The 21,521-nt window shown below is 55.9% G+C and carries 16 protein-coding genes; 13 read left to right on the top strand and 3 right to left on the bottom strand.

The window, feature by feature from the left end; translation table 11 throughout:
• Positions 1-74: 74 nt before the first annotated feature.
• The 3 genes from NSS64_RS25765 to NSS64_RS25755 all read left to right on the top strand — a co-directional run bounded on the left by NSS64_RS25765 (position 75) and on the right by NSS64_RS25755 (position 2,656).
• Positions 75-374 carry a hypothetical protein gene (locus NSS64_RS25765; RefSeq protein ID WP_036700151.1) on the top strand — a complete coding sequence of 100 codons (300 nt, stop codon included), beginning with the start codon at positions 75-77 and terminating at the stop codon, positions 372-374.
• 179 nt (positions 375-553) lie between these two features.
• Positions 554-1,132, top strand: coding sequence for a GNAT family N-acetyltransferase (locus tag NSS64_RS25760; RefSeq protein WP_341142003.1), 579 nt, complete (start codon positions 554-556; stop codon positions 1,130-1,132).
• A 9-nt stretch (positions 1,133-1,141) separates the two neighbouring features.
• The gene (locus tag NSS64_RS25755; RefSeq protein ID WP_036722274.1) at positions 1,142-2,656 is read left to right on the top strand and encodes an MDR family MFS transporter; all 1,515 of its coding nucleotides are present in this window, start codon (positions 1,142-1,144) and stop codon (positions 2,654-2,656) included.
• Positions 2,657-3,145: 489 nt separating this feature from the next.
• Here the strand turns inward: NSS64_RS25755 and NSS64_RS25750 are convergent, their stop codons facing one another.
• A complete protein-coding gene (locus NSS64_RS25750; protein ID WP_036722277.1) occupies positions 3,146-3,613 on the bottom strand; it encodes a MarR family winged helix-turn-helix transcriptional regulator in 468 nt (155 codons plus the stop codon).
• 257 nt (positions 3,614-3,870) lie between these two features.
• Here NSS64_RS25750 and NSS64_RS25745 point away from each other — a divergent pair, with 257 nt between their 5' ends.
• Positions 3,871-4,668, top strand: coding sequence for an ABC transporter ATP-binding protein (locus tag NSS64_RS25745; protein WP_341142002.1), 798 nt, complete (start codon positions 3,871-3,873; stop codon positions 4,666-4,668).
• Positions 4,647-5,915, top strand: a complete 1,269-nt coding sequence (locus tag NSS64_RS25740; RefSeq protein ID WP_341142001.1) for an ABC transporter permease — start codon at positions 4,647-4,649, stop codon at positions 5,913-5,915. The genes NSS64_RS25745 and NSS64_RS25740 overlap by 22 nt, the downstream gene beginning before the upstream one ends.
• Before the next feature lie 138 nt (positions 5,916-6,053).
• Here the strand turns inward: NSS64_RS25740 and NSS64_RS25735 are convergent, their stop codons facing one another.
• The gene (locus tag NSS64_RS25735) at positions 6,054-7,313 is read right to left on the bottom strand and encodes a BaiN/RdsA family NAD(P)/FAD-dependent oxidoreductase (protein WP_341142000.1); all 1,260 of its coding nucleotides are present in this window, start codon (positions 7,311-7,313) and stop codon (positions 6,054-6,056) included.
• Positions 7,314-7,510: 197 nt separating this feature from the next.
• Between NSS64_RS25735 and NSS64_RS25730 the strand changes: the two genes are divergently transcribed.
• The 3 genes from NSS64_RS25730 (at position 7,511) to nadE (ending at position 10,755) form a co-directional block, all read left to right on the top strand.
• A complete protein-coding gene (locus tag NSS64_RS25730) occupies positions 7,511-9,196 on the top strand; it encodes an ATP-binding protein (RefSeq protein ID WP_341141999.1) in 1,686 nt (561 codons plus the stop codon).
• 170 nt (positions 9,197-9,366) lie between these two features.
• A complete protein-coding gene (locus NSS64_RS25725) occupies positions 9,367-9,801 on the top strand; it encodes a BrxA/BrxB family bacilliredoxin (RefSeq protein WP_341141998.1) in 435 nt (144 codons plus the stop codon).
• Between the two features lie 144 nt (positions 9,802-9,945).
• Positions 9,946-10,755, top strand: coding sequence for an ammonia-dependent NAD(+) synthetase (gene nadE / locus NSS64_RS25720; protein WP_076086768.1), 810 nt, complete (start codon positions 9,946-9,948; stop codon positions 10,753-10,755).
• Positions 10,756-11,071: 316 nt separating this feature from the next.
• On the opposite strand, the gene NSS64_RS25715 is transcribed toward nadE, so the two are convergent.
• On the bottom strand, positions 11,072-11,890 hold the full coding sequence (locus NSS64_RS25715) for an alpha/beta hydrolase family protein (RefSeq protein ID WP_341141997.1): 819 nt from the start codon (positions 11,888-11,890) through the stop codon (positions 11,072-11,074).
• Between the two features lie 281 nt (positions 11,891-12,171).
• Between NSS64_RS25715 and acpS the strand changes: the two genes are divergently transcribed.
• The 5 genes from acpS to NSS64_RS25690 all read left to right on the top strand — a co-directional run bounded on the left by acpS (position 12,172) and on the right by NSS64_RS25690 (position 21,516).
• Positions 12,172-12,576 (top strand): holo-ACP synthase, encoded by a 405-nt coding sequence (gene acpS, locus NSS64_RS25710; RefSeq protein ID WP_341141996.1) that lies wholly within the window; start codon positions 12,172-12,174, stop codon positions 12,574-12,576.
• A gap of 32 nt (positions 12,577-12,608) precedes the next feature.
• On the top strand, positions 12,609-13,985 hold the full coding sequence (mutY, locus tag NSS64_RS25705; protein WP_341141995.1) for an A/G-specific adenine glycosylase: 1,377 nt from the start codon (positions 12,609-12,611) through the stop codon (positions 13,983-13,985).
• Positions 13,986-14,980: 995 nt separating this feature from the next.
• Entirely contained in the window at positions 14,981-16,018 is a 1,038-nt protein-coding gene (locus tag NSS64_RS25700; RefSeq protein WP_340944846.1) for a LacI family DNA-binding transcriptional regulator, read from the top strand.
• Between the two features lie 927 nt (positions 16,019-16,945).
• Complete coding sequence (locus tag NSS64_RS25695) at positions 16,946-18,361, top strand: extracellular solute-binding protein (RefSeq protein ID WP_341141994.1); 1,416 nt, start codon at positions 16,946-16,948, stop codon at positions 18,359-18,361.
• 248 nt (positions 18,362-18,609) lie between these two features.
• Positions 18,610-21,516, top strand: a complete 2,907-nt coding sequence (locus NSS64_RS25690) for an extracellular solute-binding protein (protein ID WP_341142902.1) — start codon at positions 18,610-18,612, stop codon at positions 21,514-21,516.
• The last annotated feature ends 5 nt before the right edge of the window (positions 21,517-21,521 follow it).

The following is a 21,521-nucleotide window of genomic DNA, read 5'->3' as shown; positions in this document are numbered from 1 at the left end:
AGGTGTTTCCGGGAACTCAGGGCAGGGTAATGCTTTTATAAATACAGCAGGCTAGTAGCCAGAAGGAGTGAAACATGCGCGCCGACGTACAGAACTTGTTTATTGGAATCCATATGCTATATTGTGCACATGAGAAGGATCTGACACTAACGGAAATGCTGCCGGAGCTGGAGAACCTGGGGTACCGGGTGGCGGAGCGCGAAGTGAAACAGGAGCTGGAACGGCTGACCCAGGAGAATTTCCTCACCGCCCATGGCGACGCTTATAGTGTCACGGGAACAGGAATCGAAGAGTTCAAAGCCATTCAGGCCAAGCTTGGTGTACTGTGCACCGAAGTGCTTAAGCCGGTTAAGGCTGCGGGTGCGTCGGGTTAAGTCTGAAGGTAGCTGCACCGAATGGAACATAACATTAAGGATAAGGTACAGCGTCTGACCGTGTGGCGGCAAGCCATGGGGGCAGACGCTATTTGTGATGGGTAAGCGGGAGTGACAGGTAAATGCGCCATCCGGGCAGAATAAGATGTATACTGATAGGGTTGAAAGGGGACGGGAACATGTATGTGTGCGGGGGAGCTATCCCGGAATTAAGCGGACGGAGGGTGCGTCTGCGGGCGATGCTGCCGGGGGATGCGCAGGCGCTGTTCGCGATTTGGAGCCATCCGGCAGTAGCGCCCTGGCTGGATGGTCCCCCTCTGTCCTCTGTGGAGGATGCAGAAGCACTAATTGCCCTGCTGGCGGAGTGGGCGGTGGAGGAAGAGAGCCTGCGCTGGAGCATCCTGGGGCCGGAAGGCAGTGTCATCGGCAGCTGCGGCTATAACCACTGGCAGCTTCAAGGCGCATACCGGGGAGAGATCGGCTTCGAGCTGTCACCGGCAGCCATGCGCCAGGGGTATATGCAGGAAGCGCTTACGCTTGCGCTTGCGTTCGGCTTCCAGAGCATGGGGCTGAACCGGATGGAAGCCTTGTGCCATCCGGGCAACCTCTCCGCTGAGCGGCTGCTCACGCGACTTGGCTTCCGGCAGGAAGGCCTGCTGCGGCAATACCGGCATACGGCATCGGGCTATCAGGATGTAGTGATGTATTCCCTGCTGCAAGGAGATACGGGCGCAGGAGAGAGAACAGAGAGAATATAGAGAGAAGGTATGGATTCATTGAGTTCACTGGGGGACAAGCAGCGGAAGTTAATATTGACAGGCGTACTGCTGGCCACATTTCTGGCAGCGATTGAAGGGACGGTAACGGGTCCGGCGGGTCCGGCCATCGTAGGGGATTTCCAGGGGATGCAGTGGCTGAGCTGGATCTTTACGGCTTATCTGCTGGCGATGGCAGTGACCACGCCTATTTTTGGCAAGCTGAGCGATCTGATCGGAAGGAAGCCCGTGTTCATAGGCGGTGCTGTAGTGTTCCTGGCAGGCTCGCTGTTATGCGGAGTCTCGCAGAGTATGCAGCAGCTGATTATTTACCGGGGGATTCAGGGGATCGGTGCGGGGGCGCTGATTCCGATGACTTTTACCATTATCGGAGATATCTACAGTCTGAAGGAACGGGCGAAGACACAGGGGCTGCTTAGCTCGGTGTGGGGGATTTCTTCGCTGGTCGGGCCGCTGCTTGGCGGTTATGTAGTGGATTATTTAAGCTGGCGCTGGGTATTCGTGTTCAATCTGCCGTTCGGCCTGCTGTCGATTATCTTCATCTCACGTTATCTGAAGGAAGAGAAGGTCCGCCGCAAGACGAAGATCGATGTAGCCGGAGTGCTGCTGTTCGCTGCGGGAATGGGGGCGCTGCTGTTTGGCCTGACGACTGGGGGGCAGAGTCTGCCATGGAATTCTCCGCTGCTGCTGGCTATTCTCCTGGCGGCTGTTCTGCTGCTGGTGGTGTTCCTGTTCGTGGAGCGCCGGGCCGCCGAGCCGATGCTGCCGCTGGAGCTGTTCTCCATCCGTAATATTGCGGTATCTACAGGCGCGAATCTGCTGGTCAGTACGCTCATTATCGGCCTGTCTACGTATGTTCCGCTGTGGGTGCAGGGCGTATTCGGCAAAAGCGCCGCCCTCTCGGGCCTGCTCCTGGCACCGATGTCGGTCGGCTGGATGCTGGGCTCCATCGCGGGCGGGCGGATGATTCTGCGTGCAGGCACACGCCGTACAGGGATGCTGGGCCTGTCGCTGATTGTTATCGCGGCCGTGGGATTAACGCTGATGAATGCAGACTCCTCGCAGCTGCTGCTTCTGGTGCTGATGCTATTCTGCGGGGTGGGCTTCGGCTATGCCTCGACCGTCTTCACCATTATCGCCCAGTCCTCAGTGCAGCATGAGCAGCGCGGTGCGTCTACGGCACTGAACACCTTCACCCGCTCACTCGGGCAGACGGTGGGGGTGGCAATCTTCGGCTCCTGGCTGAACTTCAGTATTGACCGGAGCCTGGCGGAACAGCCGGGGGCAGCCGCCTCCGGCGCAGATATTAACCAGCTGCTTAACCCGCATAGCGGAAGCGTGCTGCCTAAGGAAGCCTGGAGCAGTCTGCAAGGTGCGCTGGAGGGCGGTCTGCACTCCCTGTTCATTGTGATGGCAGTGTTCGCTGTGATCTCCCTGGTAATCTCGGTGCGTCTTGACCAAGGGGTGCCCTCCATACAGGAAGTGAATACACCATCGAAGCGTTAAGCTTCAACTCGTAGCACGGATTGTCCTGATTATGAGATTTATCGAGTGAGGGTTTGAACATACAAAAATCGCTCCTTTGGGGATGGATGGCGGACCTTCCATTTACCAGAAAGAGCGATTTTTTGTGTTTATTTAGGGAACTATGATTTTCTTCTATTGTGGATTATAGAGAAATCTTGCAAAAAGTGCAAGAATATTGCCCCATAGGAGCGGTTTATGCTGAAATCCTGCAGGAAATGCAACAAATTTAGCGCTAACTTGCTCTCAACATCGGAATTTGTGCAAATAATGCAACATTGTGCTTCAGTCAGTAACTTTTATAAAGGAATCCTGCAAGATGTGCAACAATGCTGCTCCTTACAAGCTGATCACGCCTGATCCTGCTCAAAACAAAGGGCTGTTCCAAGCAGCCGTTACCTGCTTTTGGAACAACCCCTACATTGGCTTGATTAGTGAATTCATTCACAACCGCCGATTCCTCAACTAAGCTTATTTGCGCGGGAGCGGGGAGAGCTTCTCTGCCTGCAGGCCCATCTTCTTCAGCAGCACAATCATCTGTTCCTTCTCTTCGTCGCTGAGTCCGCTGAAGGCCAGATGCAGGCGCTCCGAGTACTTCGGATACATCTCGTTCATCAGGCGTTCGCCCTCGGTAGTCAGCTCGGCAAAAATAACACGGCGGTCACTGGGGCAAGGCTTGCGCTGCAGGTAGCCGCGTTCTTCCAGCTTGTCGATCACATAAGTAACGTTGCCGCTCTGCAGCAGCAGCTTGGCACCGATCTGCTGGATCGGCTGCGGTCCCTTGTAATAGAGAACCTCCATGACGGCGAAGGCGGTCGGATTGAAGCCTTCGATCTTGCTGCCGGTTACAGCATGCTCGTTAATGCTCTTGAAGGACTTGGCAAAAACTCTGTACAAATGCAGGGTCAACTGAGTATCGCGTTCATAGGATTGTATCATGCTTCTCCACCTCTATTGTTAATCGTACGGGCTTATCCGCACGGTTTGGAATACTTCCTTCCGGATATCTAGTTTTACAATACGTCAAACAAAGATTGAAGAACATGTCATTTGTCACAATAAGCACACTTTTAATTATAAAAAATTGAACAATCTTTTGAAGGACGGGTGAAGGGTGAAAATTATTGCAGCAAAGGTCCGTCTATGGTGCTATGATCGCATTATAATTAATGATGATACAGGGGATGGAGATAGATATGGAAGAGACAGAAGGCTCAGAGGAACAGCAGGCTCCGAAGCAGACGGAGGACCGAATCAACAAGTATTATGAAGACGACGATGACTACGATGAAGAGGATACCGTGCTTGATGTGGTAATTGAGGAAGCGGGCTATGAGGCAGGAGATATCCGCATCTCAGGAATCTCCTTCCAGGTGAGAAAGGGAGAGCTGCTGGGACTGATCGGACCGAACGGGGCCGGCAAAAGCACTACGATCAAGACGCTGCTTGGTCTGCTGAAGCATGCCAAGGCCCGGGTGAAGCTGGGCGGTGAGAACCAGTCCTACGCCTACGTGCCGGAGCAGCCGGTATTCTACGAGGACCTTACCCTGTGGGAGCATCTTGATCTGGCTGCCGCTGCCTACGGCTTAAGCTATGAAGCCTTCGAATCCACGGCGGAACAGCTGCTGGTACAGTTCAGCATGACCCATGTGCGCGATGATCTGCCGGCGGGCTTCTCCAAGGGGATGAAGCAGAAGATGATGCTCATGCTCGGCTTTCTGGTACAGCCGGATGTCTATATTGTGGACGAGCCGTTCATCGGCCTTGATCCCAGGGCCACCAAGGATTTTCTGCGCCTGCTGGAGGCGGAACGGGAACGCGGCGCCGGGGTGCTGATGTCCACGCATGTTCTGGATACAGCGGAGAAAATCTGCGACAGCTTCATTCTGATCTCCGGAGGCAAAATTGCCGCCGAGGGAACACTTGCGGCGATACGCGGGGAAGCGGGGCTGCCGGAGGGATCGCTGTTTGATTGCTTCGACGAATTAACATGAGCCGGAATTCATTTGCGTTCCCGGCTGCAAGGAATCTCTTAAAACGAAGACTGTTCTCCCATTTCCGGGAGCAGACTGCTATTATCCGTACGGCAGTAGACTGGACGGTCCTGCTGTATATCCTCATCCCGGGGGGCCTCCTCGGCGGCCGCTTCTACTATGGCTACTGGAACGGCAATCTCCCGGGTTGGTTCAGCCATGTACCCTTTGTTGTTGTGCCTTCGCTGCTGGCCATTCTGCTGGCTACCGGAGGTATCGTGCTGCTGCTCCAGGAAGGCGATCTGCTGTTCCTGCGGCAGCGGCAGAACTGGATCAGCACGATCCTCAAGGGCGGGATGGTCTATAGCCTAGGGGTAACTGCGCTGAAGATGGCGGCGGTGTACGTCATTCTGCTGCCGTTTCTGATCCGCGGCTATGATCTGAGCGCGGCAAGCGCCTATGGCCTGCTGGCGCTGACTATAGCCTGCAGCTGGGCCGTTAAGCTGCTGGGCCATATCGTCAAGGTGCAGCGGCAGGGCTTCCGCCGCCGGCTGTGGCTGATCCTGGCGGTGGCCGTACCCTGCGGGATTTACCTGCGTCTCGCGCTCTTCTGGAAGGACAGCCCGGCCCTTCTGTTCCTGGCGGCAGCCGCCTACGCGGTGGTGACCGCCCTGGCCTTCAGAGCCCGCCTGCGTCTGCGCGGCACGTTCATGAATGATGTGCGCGAAGACTACAAGCAGCGGATGAGAATTGCGGCGATTCTGCTGCGCCGTGTGCTGGATAAGCCGCGGCCGACACGCTATAAGCCCTGGATCTTCCGCAAGTCACAGCCGCTGCTGGCTTCGAAGCTGCCCGAGAGCCGCTTCGCCGCCGCAGGGATGAAGGCGCTGCTGCGCAATCCGGCCCACCTCAAGCTGTATTTGCAGTTCACCGGGGTGTCGCTGATAGCAATCTTTATTGTACCGGTAGTGCTGAAGTGGCTGTTGTATATTGTCTTGACTAGTATGATGGCGTACTGGCTGACCTCCTTCTGGAATCTGTTCTCCGGGGATGATTATATCGGCATCCTACCGTTCACCAAGGTGCAGAAGGCGGACGCCGGTTCCAAGGCGATGCCTATTCTGCTGATGCCCTTCGCCGTTCTGTGCTCCGCAGTGCTCTGCATGCCAGCCTATGGCTGGTGGGGCTTGCTGATCTTTATCCCTGTCGGGGCTGCCGCCGGAATCTGGATCGGCCGTATCTTCAGTGTCATAAGGTTTGCAAGATAACAGCAAAGAGCCTTCCTCCGCAAGCCGGGGGAAGGCTTCTTGCTGTTACGGATGCTCTGGCTGCCACTGGCAGCAGCCGGGATGTTTCTCGGGATCGCAGGCCAGACAGAAGCTAACTATAGGCGCTGCTTATCCGCCTTACTGCGCCGCCGCATGCTTACCGGCAGTATAGCCGGTGGAGAAGGCGGCGGTAATATTATAGCCGCCGGTATACCCGTGAATATCGAGAATCTCACCGCAGAAATAGAGGCCTGCGGTCAGCTTGGACTGCATGGTCTTGGGGTCGATCTCCTTGAGCGCAACTCCTCCGCCGGTCACAAAGGCTTCCGCCAGCGAGCGTGTCCCATGAACCTGAACGGGCATCCGCTTCACCAGGGCAGCCAGCGCCCCAAGGCCAAGCTTGGGCAGATGATGGCCTGTGATCTCCCCGTCCAGCCCGCTCTTCGCCAGCAGCAGCGGGATCAGGCGCTCGGGCAGCAGGCCCTTCAGCGAGTTGCGGATAGCCTTCTTCGGCTCCAGATCGAGCTTATTCTGGAGCATAGACTCCGCCTCCTGAAGGGACAGGTCCGGGAACAGGTCGATGGACATCTCCACGGTATCGGTTCCCGACTTCTGCTGAACCTGGCGGAGGAACTGGCTGCAGCGCAGCGCAATCGGGCCGGATAAGCCGAAATGGGTGAAGATCATATCCCCCCTGTGAGAGATCACTTTCTTGCCCTTTGGATTCCAGACGCTCAGCATGACATCGCGGAGGGACAAGCCCTGCAGCTCCCCGGATTTGATCCACGCCTCCCGGGAGAGAATGGGGACCTCGGTCGGGAACAGCTCCGTGATCGTATGTCCGGCAGCGGCAGCCCAAGGGTACCCGTCGCCGGTAGATCCGGTCTGCGGCACGGACTTGCCTCCGGTAGCGATGATGACAGCCTTCGCGCCGAATGCTTGGCCTGACTCCAGGCGGATGCCCCGGACGGCTCCTTCCTCGTAGAGAACCTCCCGGACCGGGCTGTCTGTCATGATCTGCACACCAAGGCTCCGCACTTTGCCTATCAGAGCGGATACTACGCTTGCGGCCTTGTCCGATACAGGGAACATCCGGCCGTTATCCTCCTCCTTCAAGGCAATGCCCAGCCCCTCAAAGAAATCTATAATATCCCGGTTGTTGAAATGATCAAACGAGCTGTATAAAAAACGGCCGTTGCCCGGAATATGGGCGATCAGCTCCGAGGTCTCCTTTATATTGGTAACATTGCAGCGCCCGCCGCCCGAGATTCCCAGCTTGCGGCCCAGCTTCGCCCCTTTGTCGATCAGAAGTACGGACGCCCCGTGTCCGGCTGCGGCTACGCTGGCCATCAGCCCGGACGGGCCGCCTCCAATGACGATTACATCATAGTTACTCATTCATTTGCTCCTTTTGCTTATTGCGACACTCTATTAACGGCATCATACCATTCCAGGCGGAGTGTAGCCAGATCCAAGCGACCGAAACCTGATTATCGTTGTCAGGAATGCGCGGTTATGCTTTAATCTAAGTGGAAAAGGAATTTTAACCAATTTGAGGAGTGATTGCAATTATTTATGCGGTAAAGGATATTTTATTGCAAATATCGGCTGCCTGCATTTTCCTGTTCCTCTTTCAGTGGAGGCTGGACCGGGGCCATCCCCTGCGCCGGAGCATCAGGTTTCCCGATGATCATACCTTTCTGATGATCTGCTGTGCGCTGGGGATTACGCTGTGCATGGCACTGTCGGCTACGATGTTCGGGGTGGTCTATTTGAATCTGGCGATTCTCCCTGCGTATATTGGAATCTTATATGGTACTCTGCGCTCCAGCGTCTACCTCGCGATATATTTCTTCTTCTGTACTGCCTTGTTCTCGGTGCCCTCAGGTCTGGAGCATCTCTTCCTGAATTCAGGGGTGCTGCTGTATCCGCTGCTCTTCGGTATGTCCGGGATGTTCAAGAAATCTGCGATACCCGGCAAAATCTTCATCCTGTGGGGCGCACTTTTCCCGAGCATGTTATTCATAGTTATTGTACCGAATATACAGGGCAGGAACGTCATGGATATACCTCCTAGCCAAGCGGCTCTCGCCGGACTATACGGATTAACGGCCCTAATTCTAGGCGCCTTGTTCATCACCTATATCGATAAGGCGTGGGACAAGCTGCAGGTCAGGGTCCAAATGCAGGGAATCTCGGAGAAATTCCAGTGGGAATCGGAGAAGCTGCAGCAGATTACAAATGTGGTTCCGCTGAATATTATAGAGTTCGATGACAACGGTTATGTGACAGAGGTGAATGAATATATGCTGAGCCTGATGCAGCGTCATTGTCCCCTATTGACCAGAGAGTTTATTTTGTCCAGGCCGGCTGGTGATATCTTCGGCAAAAGCATGGATCAGGCTACCCTGGACCGGTTACAGGCGGTTCTGCGGAGCAGACAGCGCTCCAATACCAAGATCAGGGTCGATTCGATGACCTATCATATTTTTACCGCGCCGCTCCAGCATGAATCGGGGCTGCCGGGCGGCATCGTCATGATTATTCAGGATTTGACGGAAGAGGAGAAAATGCGCAGTGAGCTTGACAATGTCGAGCGCCTGTCGCTGGTCGGGCAGATGGCTGCGGGCATTACGCATGAGATCCGTAACCCGATGGCGGTAGTTCGCGGCTTCCTGCAGCTGATGCGGGAAAAGAGCCCGGAGGATCTTCACTCCTATTATCATATTGTCATGGAGGAGCTGGACCGGGCCAACAGCATCATCAATGACTTTCTGTCGCTGGCGCAGACCCGTGTATCGGACAAGGAGCCGGCCGGGCTCCAGTCTGTTCTGGAGGAGCTTTCGCCGCTGATCTGGGCGGATGCCAATCTCCGCGGCCAGAGTGTGGAGCTGAAAATCAGCCCGACGATGCCGCTGCTGCAGCTCAATGTCCGGGAGATTAAGCAGCTGATTCTGAATCTGGCCCGCAACGCCATGGAGGCGATGGAGGCTAAGGGCGTACTGACGCTGGCTGCCTGTGAGCATGAGGATAACGTGCTGCTGATTATTACGGATACCGGAGAAGGCATGCCCCAGAGCCAGCTGAATCAATTGTTCACCCCGTTCTTCACCACCAAGAGCCAGGGGACAGGTCTTGGCCTGCCGCTCTGTCTCAGTATTGCGGAGCGGCATAACGGGACGATACGGGTAGAATCGGAGGTAGGGTCCGGGACCTCGGTCATCGTTACTTTTCCGGTGGAGTCCAGAGAGGGAGCGGTCCAGAGCCCTGTATATATGTAGCAGATTTCACGGGGACGGCACCGTTTCGGGGCTGTGCAGCGGCAGGCTGCGTCTCTTGCTTTCGCAGAGTATGTATGTATAATAAAGTTAGCAAGTAGTGCTGGAACGCGGTAACGTTATCCGGGTTCTGACCTTATCTCAATTCAAGTGATGAAGGAGAGTGCAGAGAAATGTCCATGTCTTTTAATCAATATATGAGAGATTCTATCCAACCTATGCGCAACGATCTGACAAGCATCGGATTTCAGGAGCTGTTGACCCCGGAGGAGGTGGAAGCAGCCCTTCCGGCAGCCAAGGGAACTTCGCTGGTTGTTGTGAACTCCGTATGCGGCTGTGCCGCCGGACAGTGCCGTCCAGGGGTAGCCCAGGCGCTGCAGAACGAGATTCTGCCGGATCACCTGTTCACCGTATTTGCCGGTCAGGAGAAGGAAGCTACCGCCAAGGCGCGTGAATATTTCGCACCGTATCCGCCATCGTCCCCTTCCATCGCGCTGATGAAGGACGGCGAACTGGTTCACTTCATCGAACGTCACGGTGTGGAAGACCGTTCGGCAGCCGAGATTGCTGCGGAGCTGAAGGAAGTTTTTGACCGAGTGTGCCAGTAATAATGTCCTGCAGCCTGAGGGCAGCAGCATGAATAAGTAAGGATCCCGCATCAGCCAGCCGTCAGCCGGAGGCTTGGCTCATGCGGGATTTTTTTAACTTGTGTTAAGGGCAGGGATTATAATTCTAAGAAACGGGGTGGTCCTGTGAGTCTGCAGGAAGAGATTATTGCTACGCTGGGAGTTAAGCCGGCGATTGATACGGATGCGGAGATACGTAAGCGTGTAGATTTCCTGAAAGCGTATGCGCTCCAGGCGGGGGCCAGAGGTCTGCTGATTGCGATTAGCGGAGGTGTGGACAGCGCGGTGGCTGCGGGTCTGTGCAAGCTGGCTACGGACGAGCTGACGGCGGAGGAAGGCAAGGAGTATATGACACTCGGGGTGTTCCAGCCTTACGGGGAGCAGGAGGATATTGAGCACAGCTATGCGGTGGCCCGGGCTTTTGAGCTGACCCATACGGTGGAGACCAATATCGAAGAAGCGGTGAACGAGATCGCCCTGGAGGTTGAGCACAGCCTGAAGGCCCTGGGCCAGCACAAGCATATCACCCATCAGGGCAAGGGGAATGTAAAAGCGAGAACGCGGATGGTGATGCAGTATGCGCTTGCTTTTGAGAACAATCTGCTGGTGGTGGGTACCGATCATGCCTCTGAGGCCATTACCGGATTCTATACGAAGTGGGGCGATGGCGCCGTCGATATAACACCGCTGTCCTCCCTGAACAAACGTCAGGTACGGCAGCTGGCTGCGGCGCTTGGCGTGCCGGCGGATATCGTGACCAAAGCGCCGACGGCCGGACTCTGGCCGGGCCAGACGGATGAGACTGAGCTAGGAATCACCTATGAGGAGAACAGCGATTATCTGGAGGGGAAGACCGTCAGCCCTGAAGCGGCGGAGAAGCTGGAGCGCTTCTTCCGGAGAACGGCGCATAAGCGCGATAGTATTCCGGGGATCTAGACAGGTTATGCCGGAGCCGCCGGGGCGCTGCGCTTGATGCAGACGCTCCGGCGGTTTTTGTGTAAGAGTAAGCTGGTGCGAAGGCGAACGAGCCGAATGTATGCGGAAAACCGAATACATCCGGCTCGTATGAAGGTTCACCGGCTAAATGTATGTGGAAAACGGAATACAATGTGCTCGTATGAAGGTTCACCGGCCAAATGTATGTGGAAAACCGAATACAATGTGTGGTGAGAAGGCGAATGGGCCGAATGTATGTGGAAAACCGAATACAATTAGGCAGCCAGGTATGTGAGGCTCATTATAAATGGATGGTCTACTTCGCCAGCACCCGGTCGATGAACTCTCTGGTAGCGGATATCGCCTGTTCTAACTGGGGGGTAGTTCCGGCAAAAGGATGAACGGTGCCAAAGGTATGATTGCCGCCGGGAATCTGCACCCATTCGATATCCGGCCGCAGCCGGACCAATTGCTCGGAGCCGCGCCGCAGATGCTCGCCGTCCTCACTGCCTTGAATCAGGACAACGGGGAAGTTGGCCTGCTTCATCCGCTCTAGAATCTGGTAACGCTCCGCCTGCTGCTCCAGATCCTCTATAATGATGGCGTCCAGCGGCATTTGCTGGCCGGTCCGTCCGTTGAGCACATGGGTCCGGCCCTTTTCCCGCATTTCACTCTTCTGCTGCTCTGTGAACAGATCCAGGTTAGTGATCCCGTTCCAGGAGATGACCCCGGCAATTTCTGCCGGATGATCCAGTGAGTAGAGGAGCGAGTCGCCCCCGCCGCGGCTATGGCCCAGCAGGAAAAGCGGGAGGCTGCCGAACCTGTGGTGCTGGCTCAGATAGGAGAGCAGGATCTCCATATCCTTGATCTCACGCTGGTAGGTGTTGCGGGCGAATTTGTCCAGCTCGGTGAAATTCTGCAGATCCTCGCCGATGCCGGCATGGGAGAAATTGAAGCTGATCACTTCATGCTCGTCGCTGAGCGCCTGTGCCGTATACGGGAACATCCCCCAATCCTTGAAGCCTTTGTAGCCGTGAGCGATAACCACCACACTCCGGGCCTCTCCCTGAGCGGGAAAATGGGAGCAGCGAAGCACCGCATCCTCTCCTGCGGGTAATTCAAAATTACGGAACATAAGGTATTCTTCCTTTCCTTCATCTCTTGGAACTGGCGGTTGTACCTCTTTACCAGATATACCTGATTTGCGGGTGATAGACTTTCAGTTTTTTTTCTTTTAAGATAGCAGAAAGCTGACGCTAAGACTATTATTAATAATACTTGGCCGAGAAGCTGACAGGCCTCACTGTTACATGAGATCTCTGGAGTCCTAGCAAGATCATATCATTAGACGCAGGGTAAGGATAGAAGGTAATATAAGAGGGTTAAGGAATGCAGAGCCAGGAGAGGTGTGGGAGTGTGATTTACGGAATCGGGCATGATGTGCTGGAAATCGGCAGGGTTGCCGGGATTACGGAGAGCAGCCTGGGTAGCCGCTTCTCCCGGAGAATTCTGACCGGGCCGGAGCGGGTGCTGGCCGCAGGCAAAGGCGCGAAGACAGCGGAATTCACCGCCGGGAGATTCTCGGCCAAGGAAGCGGTTGTGAAGGCGCTGGGCTGCGGCATCGGACAGATGGTGGGTTTTCAGGACATTGAGATTCTGCCGGATGCGCTGGGCAAGCCAGTAGCCATACTGTCGGCGGAGGCCTGGGCCCGGCTGGGGCTGCCGGAGCAGGAGTATGTCATTCATCTCACCATTACACACAGCCGAGGACTGGCCTCGGCCTTCGCGGTGGTGGAGCGGACGATCGGCCACAGCCTGTAACTATATAATTATGAACGGCAAGGAGAATAACGATGACCACAGATGAGAAGCACATAGAAGCGCAGCAGGAAGCCAAGTTATTCTTCAGCCGGTTCCTGCTGGAATGGTACCACCTCCAGAAGCGGGACCTGCCGTGGCGTCGCCACCGCAACCCTTATTACATCTGGATCTCGGAGATTATGCTGCAGCAGACCCGGGTGGATACGGTAATTCCTTATTTCAACCGTTTCATTGAGCAGTTCCCGACCGTGGAGGCGCTCGCAGATGCACCGGAGGAAGAGGTGCTGAAATGCTGGGAGGGCCTTGGCTACTACTCGCGTGCCCGGAATCTCCAGCATGCCGCGAAGCAGGTCAAGGAGCTGTACGGGGGGCAGGTGCCGGATGACCGCGATGCCGTATTCGGTCTCAAGGGCGTAGGCCCGTATACAGCCGGTGCTATTCTAAGCATCGCGTTCAACCGGCCGGAGCCGGCGGTGGATGGCAATGTGATGCGCGTCTTATCCCGGTATTTCCTGATTGAGGATGACATTGCCAAAGGCCCGACCCGTGTGAAGATGGAAAAGCTGGCCGCCGAGCTGATCCCCGAAGGGGAAGCAGGCAGCTTCAATCAGGCGCTGATGGAGCTTGGCGCGCTCATCTGCACGCCGAAATCACCGCGCTGCCTGCCGTGCCCGGTGATGGAGCACTGCGCCGCGCGGCTGGCGGGCTGCGAGGCTTCGCTGCCCGTCAAGACCAAGGCGAAGCCGCCGCGTCCGGAGGAGCGGCTGGCCGCCCTGGTAGAGGGCCGCGGCGAGCACGCGGGCCGGGTACTGATCCGGCAGCGGCCGGCCAGCGGGCTGCTGGCCCGCATGTGGGAGCTGCCGCACTGGCCTGCGCCGCCTGCTGAGGCTGGTGGCGCGCGCGGTGCGCTGCTGCCGGAAGCGGCAGCGCTGGACCGGCTGCGCCGGTCCATGAGCCAGGCCGGGATTCACGCCCGGCCTGAGGGGCACTGGATGGCTGCGGAGCATACATTCAGCCATATTGTGTGGACCCTGCAGGTGTACCGCTGCAGGGAAGAGGCGGCGCTGCCGCTGGCAGCGGAGAGCCGCGCCGTGTACGGGGCGGCTCCTGCGGAGCGCGCGGATGGCGCGCTGGGCGCAGACGGCCCGCAGGCTGCGGAAGCCGGAGCAGCGCAGGCGCAGCGCGGGGACGGCCCGCTGAGCGCAGAGGCCGGGGCAGTGCTTGCGGCGCTGGGGGCACAGCCGGCGGAAGACGCACCGCTGGCGCTGTTCGACAGCGGGGATGCCGCAGCCGACGCGGCAGACAGCGGAGCGCAGCGCTGGATCAGCCGTGAGGACATGAAGAACTACGCTTTTCCGAATGTGTTCCTCAAGCTCCTGAACAGCTATTTCGATGAGCAAGGGACCTAGGGTCTCAGCCACAACCGCGATGCTGTTGCCCGCTGAGCCATACAGTCCACCCACGGACAAGCATCACTGCTGCCGATTGCAGTGTAAAGATTAGTATGTTTGGTACTAGACGGGGGTGCTTTTCTCATCTTATTGCCAACGCTGCAACGGCTGCTGTCCTTCTCAATAGAGCGCCACCGCTTCCGTGTGCTGTTGAGCAAATGTAGGGGCTTCGGTTGTGGACAAACTGGAATTATGTATTACCTGACCCAAACAGCCGAAAGTATAGTATATATGCGCCACTGACCGCGCCGGAATCAGGCTGCAAAAACCCATTAAAAGTACCGGAAGTGGGCCGTACGGTGAAATCAAAGGGATAAATCCCTTTGAATGTGCCTGAAGTGAGCCGCACGGTGAAATCAAAGGGATAAATCCCATTAAATGTGCCTGAAGTGAGCCGCACGGGTGAAATCAAAGGGATAAATCCCATTAAAAGTACCGAAAGTGAGCCGCATGGTGAAATCAAAGGGATAAATCCTATAAAATGTGCCTGAAGTGAGCTGCATGGGTGAAATCAGAGGGATAAATCCCATTAAAAGTACCAGAAGTGAGCCGCACGGGTGAAATCAGAGGGATAAATCCCATTAAATGTGCGGGAAGTGGGCAGCAGGCGTAAATGAGGAGCACAACTACCCCTGAATCCGCCAAAAGTGGGCGATTGAGCGAAATGAGGAGCACAACTACCCCTGAATTGGCCAAAAGTGGGTGGTTGAGCAAATGAGGAGCACAACTACCCCTGAATTGGCCAAAAGTGGGCGGTAGAGCAAAATGAGGAGCAGTTGGCGATTGGCACGAACAAAGGGCCACTAAGCACCAGCCCATCTCCACGCGCCCTTCCAGCCCTAACTGCACCCTGCCCCTCTGCCGACTTCCCCGCTCCACCCCAACCCCCCGCACCCATCCGCCCCGGATGTAAGTTGCCATAAGCCAGGAACGCGAGACCAAGGAGGTAAAGGATGAAGACGATTACCATATATGATATCGCCAAGGAGGCCCAGGTGTCCGTAGCCACAGTCTCCCGTGTCCTCAACAATACAGCTCCGGTCAAGGAGAGCACTCGGGAGATCATCATGGCTGTGATTGAGAAGCACCAGTTTCAGCCGAACGCGCTTGCCCGCAGTCTACTCAAGAAGGAGACTGGCACCATCGCCATGATTCTGCCAGACATCACCAACCCCTTTTTCCCGGAGGTCTTCTGGGGAGCCGAGAATGTGGCCAGAGAGAAGCATTATACCTTCTTCCTCTGCGATACAGCGGGGGAGCACAGCCGCGAGTCAGAGTACCTTAGCATCCTTCGGGAGAAAAGAGTGGATGGAATTATTTTCCTGGGCGGCAGGATTAACCTGAACCAGTGTCCGCCGGCGTTGTCCCAGGAGGTCGTGGAGCTGTCAAAGCATGTGCCGATCGTGCTGGTCAACGGCAATCTGCCCCGGAGCGGTCTGCACCGCATTTACACCGATGAAGAGGAAGGGGCAGCGCTTGCCACCCAGCATCTGCTGGACCTGGGGCACCGGAGAATCGGGTTCCTCGGGGGGATGGAGGAGACCTCCACGACTCAGGTGAAGCTGAAGTCCGTGAGGATGAAGCTAAAGGAGCAGGGGCTTGAGCTGCGCAAGGATTGGGTTATGTTCCACGACTTCTCGATCGAGGGCGGGCGGAAGCTGATGGACCGGATGCTGGAGCAGGAGGAACGGCCGACAGCGGTATTGTGTGTAAATGATTTTACGGCTATCGGCGCGTTGAAGTCGGCCACCCAGCATGGGCTGAAGATACCGGAGGATCTGTCGATCGTCGGGTTCGATGACTCGCCCTTGTCCAGAGCGGTTATTCCGGAGCTGACCACGGTGTCGCAGAACACCAACCAGCTGGGGGAGCTGTCTGTAGAGATGCTTCATGAGCTGATCAGCGGCAGAAATCCCCGAAAACGGACGGTGCTCCAGCCCAAGCTGGTGGTACGTGACAGCACGGGCCGCCCGAAAATTTTCGCAGAATAGCTCACAAAATAGCTCGCAACAACGCTCGCCGGAAGCTGCTTACCAGACAAGTCTGCCGTGCACGCATTCAAGTATGTTCATCCAGGGCCGGTCAAGAACTTTCCAGGCGTATGTGGAGTGCGTCAGCACGAGGGGGCCTGTATTCTGGAAAGTTTTTGGATTGAAGCATGAAATTTGTGTAAAGTAGGATTGACCAGGGGATAACCAGAAGTTATAATGAAATGGATTTCATGAAACCCATTTCATTATTTTTTGGGATTTGAGTAAGCGGTTACTCTGGCGTTGCGTATGGGACAAGGCGAGTTTGCGAATTTACTGATAATTTGAAAAGTATAAGGAATTCGCAGCTGTAACCCACCAGTCATCCGGATATTTCCCGCGAGAGAGGTGCCGACCTTAGAGGGACGGCATGGCCCGTGCACAGTTGCTCCTGATACGCCCTCTGAAGCGGTATCGCTCTTAATGGGACGGCAAGGGCCGTGCAATAATCCTTATCCTTCTCTCGGGAGAGGCCTCGTGCACCGTTGCTCCTAATACGCCCTCTGAAGCGGTATCGCTCTCAATGGGACGGCAAGGGCCGTGCAATAATCCTTATCCTTCTCTCAGGAAGGCACCTGCACAGTTGCTCCTAATATGCCCTCTGAAGCAGTATCGCTCTTAATGGGACGGCATGGGCCGTACAATAATCCTTATCCTTCTCGCGAGAGCGGCACTGCCCGTATCCAGGTTCATTTATTTCCAAGTTTTCTTTTCATCATTTCAAGGGTAGTCTTAAGGGCTTATATGCTGGCATACGCCACTATATAAATATGACATCGGGAAGGGAGCGGGGGGACGGGCGCAGACATGCTTGAATCAATTCAATCTTGAATCAGTTCAATCTTGAAATGGCTTAACATCACTGAAATTAGGGGAGCGTGGCGAACAGTGAAACAGTTGAAGAAGAAAAGCTCGGCTTGGTTCATGCTGATGACAGCCGTAGTTACACTTGTAACCGGTTGCAGCGGAGGGAATAATGCGGCTGCACCGGCAACACCGGCGGCGGAGGCGACTCAGGCTCCGGCAGCCAGTGAAACGGCACCAGCAGCAACGGAAGCGCCTTCGGCAACGCCGGCTGCCAATCTGAACGGGCGGGAGATCCGCATTTCCCACTGGTGGGATGCCACTCCTGTCGGGGATTCAGAGGCAGATGAGCTTGCCCGCGAACGGATCAAAGCGGTGGAAGAGAAATACAACGTCAAGATTAAATACCTGAATACAGAGTATTGGTCCACTGCCGAGAAGCTGTCCTCTTCCGTTATGGCGAGCGATCCGTTTGCCGAGATTGTCCGGCTGCCTGACGGCTTCATCTGGGGCCTGATGCATGGCGGCTTCCTAACACCGCTGGATGATTATCTGATGGATTCACTCATCGATCAGAGTGTGATTGATTCCATGCGCTTTGGCGGCGACAAGGTCTATGGTCTGGAGAGCTGGTACAGCCCGAACGACAGCGGCGTGTTCTACAACAAGCGTATTTTCAAGGAAGCAGGCCTGAAGGACCCGCAGCAGCTGATGGATGAGGATAACTGGAACTGGAATACGATGCTTGATGCGGCGAAGAAGCTGACGATTGACAAGAACGGTGACGGGAAGATGGACCAGTACGGTCTGGCCGGAGCCCATTATGTGATCTCTGAGCTGCTGATCGCCAGCAACGGCGGCAAAATTTACGACGAAGCCACTCAGAAGGCGGTCTTTGATTCACCGGCATCTATGGAAGCGCTTAACTTCCTTCATAAGCTGTACACGCAGGATAAGGTTTTCAAGCCTAACGAGGGCAATGACTGGGAAGACCCGGCTAAGTATTTTGGAGAAGGCACCGTGGCTATGTATCCGGGCGGTCTCTGGGAAATCGAGGGGCGTATTCTCGGCAAGATGAAGGATGAATGGGGATACGTCTATATTCCAAAAGGCCCGCAGGCCGATAAGTACTACGATCCGCTGGGCCAGACAGCAGCGTATGCCATTCCCAAAGGGGTCAAGGATGCGGATACCATCGTGAAGATCTGGGAGGATCTGCAGCCGTTCGACAGCTGGCAGGAGAACCGCAGACTGTCGATGGAGAATATTTTGCCGGATGAAGCCTCTATCGCCAATGCGATGAATGATGAGGGTAAGGTAGAGCGGGTCTATGGCGGACGCTACGGCGGTCTTGGCGTCAAGGATCAGCTGGATAAGGTGACTGAGAAATTCCTGAAGGGCGAGGTTACACCGTCCACCGGGGTGGCCCAGGTCATTGGAACGGCGCAGGCCGCAGCCAAGAAGGTACTGAGCGGTGAGCAGGATAAAGAGAAGAAATAGGTAGCAGGACAGCTCATAACAAGGATAATTCCTGATTGTTCTGCACCATACCTGCTGTGTTAGTCCGCAGAATCGGCAGCCGCCCTTAAAGGGCGGCGTAGCCGTGTGCGCTTGAAATATAAGAATTTCGCGCTGAAACGGTACCGTCCTTCAAAAGGACTGCCAGGCCGTTCCACTTGAAATATAACCAGCTGCACCTGTAACACTCTTTAAATGCAAGTCTGCTAGAGGAGGGAACCCGAGTGAGAATGCCATTATCCCGGCGGATGATGAACCGGACACTTGTAACCGTCATGCTGATCTCCATGATGGCGCTGCCTGCGGCAAGCGCAGAGCTGCCTGCTGCCCAGGCGGCGCAAGGTGTAACGGGGAACGGGCAGGAGGTACGGCAGCTGCCTGAGGGCAGCTATGAGCATTATCTGCAGCAATACGAGGGCGAGGAGCAGCCGCGCGAAGAAATTATGCTGAAGGGGGCCGATTATACAGGGGCCGAGGGGATGAGCCCGGAGGTGCTAACGGAGCTTGGCGGGGAGACGGGGAGATACGTCAGAACGGAGGAGAGCGGCTCCATCCGGTGGCAGCTGGATGTGCCGAAGTCCGGACTGTACCACATCTCGGTCCGTTATTATCCGGTGAAGGGCAAAAGCTCGGCGATTGAACGTGAGCTGCTGATTGACGGCAAGCTGCCATTCACCAGCGCCCGCAATCTGTCCTTCGCGCGGATCTGGGTCAATGAGAACCCGGAGATCCGGCAGGATAACCGGGACAATGATCTCCGGCCGCGCCAGATTGAGGCTCCGGCCTGGCAGGAGACGCTGCTGAGAGATACGGAAGGCTACTATGAGGAGCCGTACCAATTCTATTTCCCGGCAGGCCGGCACACCATAACGATGGTGTCCGGCAGAGAGCCGATGGTCATCGACTATATTAAGCTGCACAGCTACGCTGCACCCGCTGCCTATGCAGAGGTGAAGCAGGGCTACGAAGCTCAAGAATACAAGGAAACCAGCGGCCATACGATCAAGATTCAGGGGGAAGACGCGGCCTACAAATCCTCCCCGACCTTGTATCCGGTCACAGACCGCTCAAGCCCTTCAACAGAGCCGTACGATGTCTCCAAGATCAGAATGAACACGATTGGCGGCAACAACTGGCGGGTACCGGGCCAATGGATCGCCTGGGAAGTGGAAGCACCGGAGGACGGTCTGTACAACATCACCATCAAAGGCCGGCAGGAGCTGTTAAGAGGGATCTATTCCACACGCTCCCTGCGGATTGACGGAGAGGTTCCTTTTCGGGAAATGCTGCAAATACCGTTCTACTACGATTCGGATTGGCAGATGAACCGGCTGGGGAACGGGGATGAGCCGTATTTGTTCTATTTAAGCAAAGGAAAACACGAATTGCAGCTGGAGGTCAGCCTCGGGGCGATTGCGCCGCTCTTGCGCCAGGTGGAGGCCAGTGTGCTGGACATTAATGCGATGTACCGCAAAATCCTGATGATTACAGGCAATGTGCCGGATCCGTACCGCGATTACAGGCTGGAGGAGCAAATCCCGGATATGACGGCGGTCTTCCGTGAGCAGAGCAAGATTCTATATGGCATATCGGAAGAGCTGGTCCGGCTTACAGGGGAAAAGAGTGATAAAACCGCAACCTTGAATAAAACTGCCTATCAGCTGGCGGACATGGCCGACAAGCCGGAAACGGTGCAGAAGCGGCTATCGCAGTTCAAAATCAATGTCGGCAGCGTCGGCTCCTGGATTCTGGAGGTACGGGAGCAGCCGCTGGAGATTGATTACCTGCTGCTCTCTTCGCCGGATGTGAAGCTTCCGAAGGCGAATGCTTCCGGGTTCAGGAAGCTTGTGCATGAGGTGTCGTCCTTCACCCATTCGTTCTTCGAGGATTACAACACGATTGGCAATACCACGGAGAACGGCGAGACCATTGATGTATGGATCGGAACCGGCCGCGACCAGGCGCAGGTGCTGAAGGCAATGATCGATGATACATTTACCCCGCTTACCGGCATCGGTGTCAATCTGAAGCTGGTGAGTCCGAATGTGCTGCTGCGCGCCTCGCTGGCCGGGGAAGGCCCGGATGTGGCGATGCAGGTCGGCAATGATATGCCGGTGAACTTCGGGATGCGCCAAGCGGCGGAGGATCTGTCGAAGTATCCCGGCTACGAGGATGTGGTGAAGCAGTTCAGAGACAGCGCGCTCGTGCCGTACCGGTTCGAGAATCAGGTCTTCGCCCTGCCGGAGCAGCAGATCTTCAACATGCTGTTCTACCGGAAGGATATTCTGCAGGAGCTGAATCTTGAGCCGCCGCAGACGTGGGATGAGGTATACGCTATGATTCCGGTGCTGCAGAAGCACCGGATGGATATGGCGCTGCCGCTCGCGCAGACGACAGGCGTGCCGGTGCTGGAGGTCAACCGCGCTTATGCTATGCTGCTCTATCAGATGGGCGGATCATTTTATCTGAATAACGGAGCGAAGAGCGGACTCGATACAGAGACGGGGCTGGCCGCCTTCAAGAACTGGACCAATTTCTATACCAGCTACAAGCTGCCGCTGATCTTCGACTTCCCGATGCGTTTCCGCACCGGCGAGATGCCGGTCGGCATTCAGGACTATACATTCTATAACTATCTGACGGTCTCTGCGCCGGAGATTAAAGGGCTATGGGAATTCATTCCGGTTCCGGGAACGAAACAGCCGGACGGCAGTATCCGCAGGGATGTTGCCAGCGGGGGAACCGCCGCCCTAATGCTGAGGCAGGCCAAGAACAAGGATGCCGCCTGGGAATTCATGAAGTGGTGGGTAGACAAGGATTCTCAGGTCCGCTTCGGCCGGGAGATGGAGGGCCTCATGGGCGCGGCAGCGCGGTATCCGACCGCGAACGTTGAAGCGCTTAAGGAGCTGCCGTGGCCGACAAGCGATTACCGCAATCTGGAGGAGCAGTGGCAATGGGTGCAGGGTGTGCCTGAGGTGCCGGGCGGTTACTTCACAGGCCGCCATCTGGACAATGCTCTGCGCGAGGTCATCAACAATGGAACGAACACCGCCGATGCCCTGTACGATTATGTGCAGGAGATCGACTATGAGATTGATCAAAAGAGAGCAGAGTTCGATTTGAAACGAAGGGAATAGGGAGG

It is taken from the genome of Paenibacillus sp. FSL H8-0122 (genome assembly GCF_038005345.1).
GTDB lineage: Bacteria > Bacillota > Bacilli > Paenibacillales > Paenibacillaceae > Paenibacillus_AQ.
Note: the sequence above shows the minus strand (reverse complement) of the source record. Positions and strands in the feature narration are given on the sequence as shown.